Annotated in this window: 8 protein-coding genes; 5 read left to right on the forward strand and 3 right to left on the reverse strand. The window is 70.7% G+C overall.

Annotated elements, in window-relative coordinates; genetic code table 11:
* Positions 1–128 precede the first annotated feature (128 nt).
* Together IF22_RS0120310 and IF22_RS0120315 are read right to left on the reverse strand one after the other, a co-directional pair.
* Positions 129–2,435, reverse strand: coding sequence for an esterase-like activity of phytase family protein (locus IF22_RS0120310; RefSeq protein WP_030334302.1), 2,307 nt, complete (start codon positions 2,433–2,435; stop codon positions 129–131).
* Positions 2,436–2,489: 54 nt separating this feature from the next.
* Positions 2,490–3,590: a hypothetical protein gene (locus IF22_RS0120315; RefSeq protein WP_081883921.1), complete on the reverse strand. Its 1,101-nt coding sequence runs from the start codon at positions 3,588–3,590 to the stop codon at positions 2,490–2,492.
* A 144-nt stretch (positions 3,591–3,734) separates the two neighbouring features.
* Here IF22_RS0120315 and IF22_RS0120320 point away from each other — a divergent pair, with 144 nt between their 5' ends.
* Together IF22_RS0120320 and IF22_RS0120325 are read left to right on the forward strand one after the other, a co-directional pair.
* Entirely contained in the window at positions 3,735–4,487 is a 753-nt protein-coding gene (locus tag IF22_RS0120320) for a TIGR03089 family protein (RefSeq protein WP_030334307.1), read from the forward strand.
* A 158-nt stretch (positions 4,488–4,645) separates the two neighbouring features.
* A complete protein-coding gene (locus IF22_RS0120325) occupies positions 4,646–5,608 on the forward strand; it encodes a zinc metalloprotease (protein WP_030334309.1) in 963 nt (320 codons plus the stop codon).
* Between the two features lie 531 nt (positions 5,609–6,139).
* Here the strand turns inward: IF22_RS0120325 and IF22_RS36185 are convergent.
* On the reverse strand, positions 6,140–7,333 hold the full coding sequence (locus tag IF22_RS36185) for a hypothetical protein (protein WP_051708653.1): 1,194 nt from the start codon (positions 7,331–7,333) through the stop codon (positions 6,140–6,142).
* A gap of 267 nt (positions 7,334–7,600) precedes the next feature.
* Here IF22_RS36185 and IF22_RS0120335 point away from each other — a divergent pair, with 267 nt between their 5' ends.
* The 3 genes from IF22_RS0120335 (at position 7,601) to IF22_RS0120345 (ending at position 10,413) form a co-directional block, all read left to right on the forward strand.
* The gene (locus IF22_RS0120335; protein WP_167337317.1) at positions 7,601–8,176 is read left to right on the forward strand and encodes a tetratricopeptide repeat protein; all 576 of its coding nucleotides are present in this window, start codon (positions 7,601–7,603) and stop codon (positions 8,174–8,176) included.
* Between the two features lie 7 nt (positions 8,177–8,183).
* Positions 8,184–9,446: a glycosyltransferase gene (locus tag IF22_RS0120340; protein ID WP_030334314.1), complete on the forward strand. Its 1,263-nt coding sequence runs from the start codon at positions 8,184–8,186 to the stop codon at positions 9,444–9,446.
* Between the two features lie 253 nt (positions 9,447–9,699).
* The gene (locus IF22_RS0120345) at positions 9,700–10,413 is read left to right on the forward strand and encodes a hypothetical protein (protein ID WP_030334316.1); all 714 of its coding nucleotides are present in this window, start codon (positions 9,700–9,702) and stop codon (positions 10,411–10,413) included.
* Positions 10,414–10,494 lie beyond the last annotated feature (81 nt).

The raw sequence follows: 10,494 nt of genomic DNA on the forward strand, positions 1-10,494 counted from the left end.
CCGGTCACCTCCGTCGGGGCGGATGTGGCAGTGAGCGGTATGCCTCGGAGACATCAATATGACTCTGAGGCATACCGCTCAACAGCACATCGACCTGGCGGGCCGGGTCGCGCAGGGCCCGTGCCGGATCAGCGGTGTCCGAAGACCTTGCGGCTGGAGCCGAGGCGCAGCAGCACGGTCTCGCCGGTGGCGTCCTGGACGGCGTCGTTGTCGGTGATCGCGTACACCTCGCCGTTGCCGGCGACCGTCAGACCCTCCAGCTTCTCCTGGGTCCAGCCGTTGGTGGCGCGCAGCGCGGGCAGCACGTCGACGGCGAGGGTCTTCGGCAGCACTGTCAGCGGGCCGGTGGCAGCCGCACCGGGCAGCGGCACCGTGTAGACCCGCTTGACGGTCGCGGCCGGGCCGTTCAGCTTGTCCCGCTCGATGACCGCGAGCCGGTCACCGACCACGGTGATCTCGGAGAGGCCCATCCAGTCGCCGGGCACGCTGGTGGCCCCCACCTGGTAGCCGAACCAACTCCAGGTGCCCGCCGCGACGTCGTACCGCCCAAGTCGGACGACGCCGGCCGGATCGGTGCTCAGCTCCCGCTGCACGGCCACCCAGACGATCTCCCGACCCTGCCGGTCGGTGGTCGCGGTGACCCCCTCCAGGCCCTGCTTGCCGAGGCCGGTGGCGACCTCGGCGGGCAGCGCGACGGTCTGCCGGGTGACCCCGGCGGCGTTGAGCCGGACCAGCTTGTTCTCCGCGCCGGTGGCACCCTCCACGGCGAGCCAGAAGCCACCCTGCGGGCGGGCGAAGACGCCCTCCGCGTCGTAGCCGACCGGCGCGCCGGCAGCGTCCCGCACCGGCAGCGCACCGGTGATCACGGCCGGCGTCCGCTTCGCGTCGATGGTGAGGATGCGGGTCTGGCTGTACGCGGCGTCGGTGACGCTGTAGAGCTGGTCCCGCTTGCCCGGGACCGCGCTCAGCGCACCGAGCGCGCCCCAACCGATCGGGGCGCCCGCCCGGTCGGTGCCGGAGACGATGCTCGGGAAGGCCGGGGTGCCAGTGCCGAGCCGGAACAGCGACACCGAGGCCCGGACGTTGACCGAGGCGTCGTCCTCCTCGCTGGAGACCGCGAGCAGCCCGCGCGACGGGATGGGCAGCAGCCCCTCCGGCCCGTTGGTGGTCGGCAGCACCTGCCGGAACACCGGCCGGGTGGGGTCGCTCAGGTCGTAGACGGCGACGAAGTTGCTCCGCTCCGAGCCGACGAACGCGTACCGCACGCCGTCGTACTCGGCGACCGCCACGCCCTCCGGCTCGGTGCCCTTCTTGCCGGCCCGGTCCTCGTTGTGCAGGCCGTAGGTGACGGCGAGCCGCTCGAAGGAGTTTCCGGCGTCCCAGGCGACCCGTCCGCTGCGGCTGTCGAAGACCGACCAGCCCCGGGTGCCGCCGCGCCAGTCACCCTCGTTGGCCGTGGCGAGATAGCGGTCGTCGATCCAGGCCACCGCGTCCGGCTCGCGCGGCACGTCGGTGATGCTGCCGGTCAGGTCGATGACACCGTCCTTCCTGGTGTCGATGCCGCTGATCGTGGCGGTGCCGGCGCTGAACACTCTGGTGATCCGCCCGGTGGGCAGATCGACCACCGCGACGCCGTTGTTCTCCTGCAGCGTCACTGCCAACTGGTTACGGCTGTTGATCGAGACGTACTCCGGCTCGGGGTCGGTCGGCGCGGCGAGACCGGCCCGCACCAGCGCGGGCAGCGCACTGCCGTCGGCCCCGGTCAGCGCTACCGGCCGCAGCCGCCAACCGGCCGGGGACTTCCCGGTCAGGTCGACGATCTGCACGAAACCGGCGGGCGCCTGGGGCAGGTCGCCCTCCTCGCCGCCGGGCGGGGTGGCCTCCTCGTCGCGCTCGTTCTCGATGGCGATCGCGGCGTACCGCTTGTCAGCGCTGATCGCGATCGAGTCGGGCTGACCGCCGAGGTCGAAGCTGGCCACCCGCTGCCGATTGGCCAGCTCGATCACGTCGAGCCGGCCGGACGGGGCGGTGTAGCTGGCGCTGGTGTTCACCACCACCAGCACGTACCTGCCGACCACGGCGACCGAGGTCGGCTCGTCCTCGGCGTCGCCGAGCTGGGCCAGGGAGAGCGTGCCGAGGCCGCGCGGCCGGTCGGCACGGGAGATGTCCAGGAAGCCGATGCGCCGGGCCAACGCGTCGGTGTGGATGAGAGTGCGACCGTCCTCGCTGACCGCCGAGATCTCGGCGACCGTCGCTGTCGTCGGATCCTCGCCGGCCAGGCGGTTCTGGAAGACCGGGTACGTGGCGACCCGGTCGAAGGCGAGCGACCTGGCTGGGTGGTGGTGCCCGCCGGCCGACGCGGGGGTGGCCCCGGTCAGGCTGGCGGCGGCGACACCGGCTGCGGTGAGCGCGGTGAATGCTCTTCTGAGTGTCAAGGACTTCCTCCGTTAGGTCGTACCCGCACGGAGGCTGACAGCTGTTGGGGAGCATCAGCTTGCGCCGACGTGAACAGTCGGCGAAGCACGGCGCAGTCGCCACCAGGCGCCGCCGATTAGGGCCACGGTGATGACGGAGACCGCGATGTCGCCGGCCAGGGCCGCCGTCGGGTTCCCCGGGGAGTACGGCGGCACCAGGTAGGCGAACGCGGCGGCGCTGACCACGCTGGCCGTGCCGGCCGCGAGCACGTGCCGCTGCCCCCAGTGCACGCCCGACGACCAGTAGGCGATGGCGGCCCCCATGATGGCGGCGAGCCCCAGCGCGATGGTCACCCCCGCCCAGCCCGGCGCGAGGTCGGCGCCGAGCCGGACGAGGACGACCAGCAGGCCCAGCCACAGCGGGTGCGGCAGCCGGCGGGTCCGGCGCGGAGCGGGGCGACGCCAGCGGGGCAGCACTGCCGTCGCGACCAGGGCGAGCACGACCACTGCGGCGAGGGTCAGTTGGAGGGGGCTGGCCAGGAAGTTCTTCCGGCCCCCGTCGGACGCGAAGATCAGCAGACTGCCGAGCAGGTACAGCACGGCGACCACGGCCAGCCCGGGTCGGCCGAGCCACGGCCGGAGCCGGCGGCCCGGTCCGAGGAACGACTCGACGAGCACGATCGGCGCGCAGATGGTCAGCACGATGTGGTTGCCCACGTAGTCGAAGGCCTGCCGGAGGCTGAATTCGAGTCCCGGCACCAGCGACGCCTCGGCCGCGGCACGGGTGCCGGCGTACTGGGTGTCGTCGAGGTAGTGCGGGTTGAACAGTGACTGGTCGACCAGGCCGGCCTGGAGAACGCCGAACGCGGCGGCGAGCAGCACGATCGTCGGCCAACCCGCGCCGAGGTGCCGGGCGGTCTCCCGGATCAGGATCGCCGCCCCGCCGTACATCGGGCCGAGGAAGATCAGCACCGGCAGGAAGTCGTCGATGGCGAAGCCACCCCACGAACACTCCGCCGCCCAGGGCGCGAGTAGCAGCAGCGCGAGCACCGGCAGGATCCGTCGGCGCAGCGGAAGACGTGCGGCGGCGACGGCACGGCCGGTGGCGGGGCGGTCTGCGGTGGCTGGGAGGTTGGCGGTGGCTGGGCGATCGGCGGGCTGGGGTTCGGGTGGCATCGGCGCTCCTCGGGCAGCGCTTTCGGGTTCACCTCGTACCGTGCCCGGGCCTACCGGCCGGCCGCTACGGCCATCGGCCGACGACAGCCGCGACCAAAGTCGTTGAGTAGGGTGACTTCGTCGTCGTCACCGGGGAGCGTGGACATGCAGCCAACCGTCACGGCCGATCTGTCGGTGCGGCCCGCCGATGTCGAACGTCCCCTGCTCAGCTACCGCGACGAGGCGACCGGCGAGCGGGTCGACCTGACCGCACAGCAGGTCGGCTCGTGGGCGGCGCGCAGCGCCAGCCTGCTGCGGGACGGCTGTGGACTTGGCCCCGGCAGCCGCGTAGCGGTCCTGCTGCCGCCGCACTGGCGTACCGCCGCGGTGTTGTTGGGCGCGTGGGCCTCGGGCCTGGCGGTGTCGTTCCGGCCGCGCGCCACGGCGGGCCTGCCGGTGCTCGAACCGGGCGGTGACCGGCCGTTCGACGCGGTCTTCGTGACCCCGCAGCGGCAGGACGACTGGCTGGAGGACGTGCCGGACGCCCCGCACCGCTACCTCGTCGGCACCGAGGCGGGTCGGCTGATCGACGTGCCGTTGGGCTGGCTGGACTGGTCCGCCGAGGTGCTCCGCCACTCGGACGTCACACCCGACCACACCGCCATCCGCCCGTCCGACCCGGCCAGCGCGGACGGCACCACCTACGGCCAGTGGGGGGCGCTCGCCCGGGAGGTCGCCGCGATGATGGACCTGCGGGCCGGCGACCGGCTGCTGGTCGACGCGGCCGAGACCGAGCAGCCGCTGAAGTGGTTGCTCGCGCCGCTGTCGGCCGGCGCGTCCGTGGTGATCAGCGCCAATCTCGACCCGGCGCGGCGGGACGCGGTCGTCGCCGCCGAGCAGGTGACCCGGGTCCTCTGAACCCCGCCGGAGCGCCCCAAACAGCGCTGACCGGTCCGGTTCCGTTACATCGTCATCTGCCCTGCTCAGAGGGGCTTTTGTCGATGCCGTCGGCGTGTTCTCATACCGAACAGCGACGCCATCGACCCGGCACCGCCTCCCTCACGAAAGGTGCACCGATGCGCAGAAGATCGACCTTCCGACTCGCGGTCCTCACCGCCACCGCCGCGACGGTCCTGGCTTCCGGCGGCGCCTCCGGGGCGCTCGCCACGGCCGCGCCCGCGACCGCCTCCCCGGGCGTCGCCGCCTGCGAGCCGGGTGCCGACGCGCACGGCGCGGCCCGGGTCGCCAAGGGCGCCACCGTCCAGGAGCCGGCGCTGTACGCCAAGAACGAGGCCAACGCCTACGGCGTGATCAAGGACGCGCCGCGCCTGCCCAACGGCAGCGTGACCATCCCGACGGTCTTCCACATGATCTCCGACCATCCGCTCACCGCAACCGAGACGACCAGGTGGAACACCCTGATCGCCGCGCAGATGACGGTCCTCAACGACTCGTTCGCGGGCCGCACGGCCGGCGACGCCGCCAACACCCCGTTCCGGTTCTCGCTCGTCGACACCACGTGGACGGTGAACAGCGCCTGGTACACGGTGGTGCCCGGCAAGAACGAGCGGGACATGAAGAAGGCGCTGTACACCGGCGACTCCGAGACCCTGAACGTGTACGCGGCCAACATCGGCGGCGGGCTGCTCGGCTGGGCGTACTTCCCGAAGGGCTACAACAACGGGCGCGACTACATCGACGGCGTGGTGATGCTCGACGAGTCGATGCCGGGTGGCACGGCCGGCAAGTACGCCCTGGGTGACACGCTGACGCACGAGGTCGGGCACTGGCTGATGCTGGAGCACACCTTCGCGCACGGCTGCTCCGCGTCCGGCGACTTCGTCGCGGACACCCCACGCGAGGCGGCGCCGCAGTTCGACTGCCCGGTGGGTGCGGACTCCTGCACCGCCCCCGGGCTTGACCCGATCCACAACTTCATGGACTACACCGAGGACTCCTGCATGAACATGTTCACGCCGGGTCAGGCCGACCGGATGAGCGACGCCTGGGTGGCGTTCCGGGCCGGCGGCGCCGGATAGCCCACTGGAGGTCCGGGCCGGTGGGTCGCTCTGCGGCGACCCGCCGGCCCGTCTGCTTCACCCGTCCGGCGGAGCCCTGCCAATCCCTCGATCCGCACGTTGCCGACCCCCGACGTCGTGACCGGTCAGCCCGGACGGGTCGGCCCGACGATCCGGGCGCGGGTCAGTTGGCGAACAGCGCCTCTGCGTCCTGGCCCGTACGCCTCGATCCCGGGCTTGCAATTGAGCCCGAGCTCCTTCTCGACGCCGACCTCGATCCAGAACCTCTGGCCGCCGTAAGTGTTCTGCTAGCGCTGGTGGTAGCCGCGCAGCTCCCCTCGTACCGGTGGAAGACATCCTTGAGTGCCCGGCCGGGGACGTGCACGTCCAGATGGCCCCCACCGGCGAGGAACGGGTCCGGGTTCATGCCGTGGATCTGCACCGGCACGCCAGCCGACCAGGGGGTCTGGCACACCACCACGGAAGGCGATGCCCAGCGGTCGACCTATTTCGGGTGGTTACGAGGTATTTGAGGCTAAAACTACATTTGCCCTACATCGGGTAGTCCCGCCGATATTGTGACTCCGGCGCGTCCTGGGAAGGGCTCGAGATGTGCCGACCCGTTCCGGTGGAGGGGACATGAGGGAAAACACGGAACGTAAGCCGCTGGTGAGTCCCCGGCACATCAAGGCCGCATCGGGTTTGAGCTCCGTGCTGATCGTGGCCGGCATGACCACAGGCGTCACCCCCGCTCAGGCGGCCGAGGTGGTCCACAAGGCCCGCGCCGAGCGCAGCTACCAGGGCACGCCCAGGCCGCTCGGACAGGCGCAGGCGCGGCAGCCCGGCGCAACCCTCGTGCGGGACGGCGGTCCCGACGGATGGTCCGGTCCGCAGGGTTGGCAGTGGCAGGACCAGGAGCCGGGTCGACGCCACCATGACGGCGGCAAGGTGGGTCCGCAGGGGCCGCAAGGTCCGCAGGGCGAACGCGGGGGACGTGGTCCACGAGGCCCACGTGGCTTCCAGGGTGCTACCGGCGCGCAGGGTTTCCAAGGTGAGCAGGGTGAGCGGGGTGAGCGGGGTGAGCGGGGTCCGCAGGGTTCGCCGGGTCCCCAAGGGCCGCAGGGTTTCCAGGGCCCCCAGGGTCCGCAGGGTGTGACCGGTTCGCCGGGTCCGCAGGGCTCGCAAGGTTCCCAGGGTGCGCAGGGCGAGGCCGGTCCGCAGGGCGAGGCCGGGCCGCAGGGTTCGCAGGGTGAGGCTGGCCCGCAGGGCGCGCAGGGCCCGCAGGGTTTCCAGGGCGAGGCCGGGCCGCAGGGTGCGCAGGGCGACGCCGGCCCGCAGGGCGCGCAGGGCGAGGTTGGCCCGCAGGGCGCGCAGGGTGCGCAGGGTGCGCAGGGCGAGGTTGGCCCGCAGGGCGCGCAGGGTGCGCAGGGTGCGCAGGGTTTCCAGGGTTCGCAGGGCGACGCCGGGCCGCAGGGTTCGCAGGGCGAGGCTGGTCCGCAGGGTTCGCAGGGCGAGGCTGGCCCGCAGGGTGCGCAGGGTTTCCAGGGCCCGCAGGGCGAGGTCGGGCCGCAGGGTGCGCAGGGTTCGCAGGGCGAGGTCGGTGCGCAGGGTGCGCAGGGTTTCCAGGGCGAGGTCGGTCCGCAAGGTGCGCAGGGCCCGCAGGGTTTCCAGGGTGCGCAGGGCGAGACCGGGCCGCAGGGCGCTCAGGGCGCTCAGGGCGCTCAGGGTGTCCTGGCAGGCGTTCATGTCGAATCTTCTGATGTGCCTGGGACCGGCTTTCAAACCGTCAGCTGCCCCACCGGTGAAGTGGCGACGGGCGGCGGCTACACCACCAACGGGACCGTGAACGTGGACAGCCCGCTCGTAGTAGGAGGTACGCCGGTCGGATGGCAGGCCAACTTCCTCGGAACGGAACCCGGCCTCGTCTATGTCATCTGCGCGCCCGCCACATCGTGATCAGCGAAGCACCCACAATGATCGGCAGGAACGAGGAAGACAGTGAGAATGCGACAGGTGTTCGGCACACTTGCCTGCGGCTCTGTGCTGCTGGGCGGGGCGGGTGCGTGCAGTGACGACAAGACACCCGTGGCGAAGGAATCCGGCGGGACCGTCGCACCAGGGGCCGGGCAGGAGGACCCGGGGGTCCTGCTCCAGCAGGGTATCGAGCAGGGTCAGGCCGGCAAGTCCGACGAGGCGAAGGCAACCTTCGAGAAGGTGGTCGCGCTTCAGGGAGACAACAAGTTCGCCTGGTTCAACCTCGGCTACCTCGCCCAGTCGCGTAACGCGACCGGCGAAGCGATGGCGGACTACGACAAGGCACTGCAGATCGACGACTCCTACCGGCCGGCCCTTTACAACAAGGCAATGCTGTTGGAGGAGGCGAAGCCGGACGAGGCGGTCGCGCTGTATCGCAAGATCGTCGGTGCCGATGAGGGCGCTTCCACGGCGTACCTGCGATTGGGGTTGATGCTCGTCAAGCAGCACGACCGGACGGGCGCCCAGGAGGCGTTCGCGTCGGCGATCGGTGCGGATCCGAAGCTTGCGTCGGCCGTCCCCGAGGACTTCCGCCCGCAGAAGACAAGGAGGTGATCGTGTGGTGAAGGCACCACACGTCACGGTTTTCACAGGTAGCAACCGAACCCGCTTCCTGGACGATTGTCTGCAGTCCCTGCTGGCGCAGACGTACGCGGACTGGGAGTGGGTGGTCATTCTCAACCAGGGCACCCGGTGGCGCCCCGAGGCGAACGATCCACGGATCCGCCTCCTGGTGCGGGACGGGCTGTCCGGTGTCGGTGCGGTGAAGCGACAGGCCTGCGCCGAGGCGTACGGGGACATCCTCGTCGAACTCGACGACGACGACCTGCTCAGCAGCGACTGCCTGGGGGAGATCGTGGCCGCCTTCGACGCGAACCCCGGGGCGGGCTTCGTCTACAGCGACACGGCTCAGATCAGCGAGGACGGCGGCCGGGACGACTCGCGGTTCGCCGCCGCGCACGGGTGGCGCTACCGCGACGAGCGGGTCGACGGGCGTGCGGTGTTGGCCTGCCACTCGCTGGAGCCGACGCCGCACAACGTCAGCTACATCTGGTACGCCCCGAACCACGTCCGGGCGTTCCGACGGGATCTGTACGAGAAGGTGGGCGGCTACAACGAGGAACTCGACGTGGCAGATGACCTCGACCTGATGTGCCGGCTGTACCAGGCGGCCGAGTTTCACCAGATCCCCAAGTGCCTTTACCTGCAACGGATGCACGCCAGGAACACCCAGCGCGACCCTGAGGTCAACGCGCGCATCCAGCGGCGGTCCGTGGAGATTCACGACCGTAACATCCAGTTCAACGCGTTGGCCTGGGCGAAACGGCGGGACCTGCTGGCCCTGGACATGGGAGCGGCACACAACAAGCCGGAGGGGTTCCTCGGGCTGGATCGCCGTGCCGGGGACGGCGTGGACATCGTCTGCGACGTCACGAAGGGGATCGACCTGCCGGACAGCAGCGTCGGGGTGATCCGGGCGGTCGACTTCCTGGAGCACATCCCGGACAAGATCGGGATGTTCAACGAGTTGTACCGGGTCCTCGCCCCGAACGGGTTGCTGCTGTCCCTGACGCCCAGTTCGGACGGACGGGGCGCGTACCAGGATCCGACGCACGTCGCGTTCTACAACGAGAACTCGTTCTGGTATTTCACCAACGACCAGTACGCACGTTTCGTGCCGGAGATCCGCTGCCGATTCCAGGTGTCTCGCCTGGGCACGTACTTCCCGAGCGATTTCCACCAGGCGCACAACATCCCGTACGTCGTCGCGAACCTGATCGCGGTGAAGGACGAGACCCGCAACGGAGGTCCGTTGACGATCTGAGCCGACGGCCGTGACACGGTCCTGCGCCCGCCGGCTAGGTGTACTGCCCAGGGAGGCTGAGTACGACCGCGAGCCCGTAGGCGAGGGGTGCCAGCATGGTCTGCTCCGATTACGCGTCGCCTCACCCGTCCGGTGGAGCCGAGCCGTTCCGCCATTTCTCACGTTTTGCCTGCTCGTACGCTGCGCCGAAGGCAGTTGGCACGCTCACAGCCGGCGGAGGGCAATGGTGGCGTCGAGGCGTACACATCGGACAGTGCTGTCGGCGGTCGCCGGTGGGCTGTTCGCGCTGGGCGTCGTCGCGCCCGGCCCGGCTGCGGCACCCGGCCCGGCGGCGGCGCCACTGCCCCGCGCGGCCCAGGCTGACGGCCCTTCCGTCCCCGACCCGCGCGAGCCGCGCCCACCGCTGCTTCCCGCGGACTTCCAGGGCACCGGCCGGTACATCGTGCGGGACCTCGGCATCGACGTGCCGTTCTCGTGGCAGGGCCGCGACGGCAACAGCCAGATGATCGCCGGCGGCCCGGACCACCCGATCTGGTTCACGAACCTGATCTACGAGAACACCCTCTACACGCTCACCTACAAGTGGCCGAACATCCCACTGTTCCCGCCGCGCGAATGCAGCAAGGTCCCGGGGTTCTTCAACCGGCAGATCTTCAACGACAAGCTGAAGAGCGCCCGCTACGTGGGGCCGGAGATTTTGCAGGGTGCCAAGGACCGGCACGTCGACCACTGGCGGGTCGGCGTCGTCGGCGGGTCCACAGTGCCGGGGGAGTTCTTCCGGTTCCCGCTCGCGCTCGGCGACATCTACGTCGACCAGCGCGACCCGAGCCGCTGGTGGCAGGTGTTGCAGTTCGGCCTGCAGAACCTCTTCGACCCGGAACTGGACGAGTGGTTCACCATGGACACCTTCGACCACCGCCCCGGCCAGGTGACCCTCCCCGACCGCTGCCCACCCCCCACGCCCTGACCCCCCCGGCCCAGACCCCGACCGACCGCGGTGAACCCGACCGACCGCGGTGATCAAGAGGTTTGCGTCACCGATCGGCTC

This window comes from Micromonospora parva, from assembly GCF_000718515.1.
Lineage (GTDB): Bacteria > Actinomycetota > Actinomycetes > Mycobacteriales > Micromonosporaceae > Micromonospora > Micromonospora parva.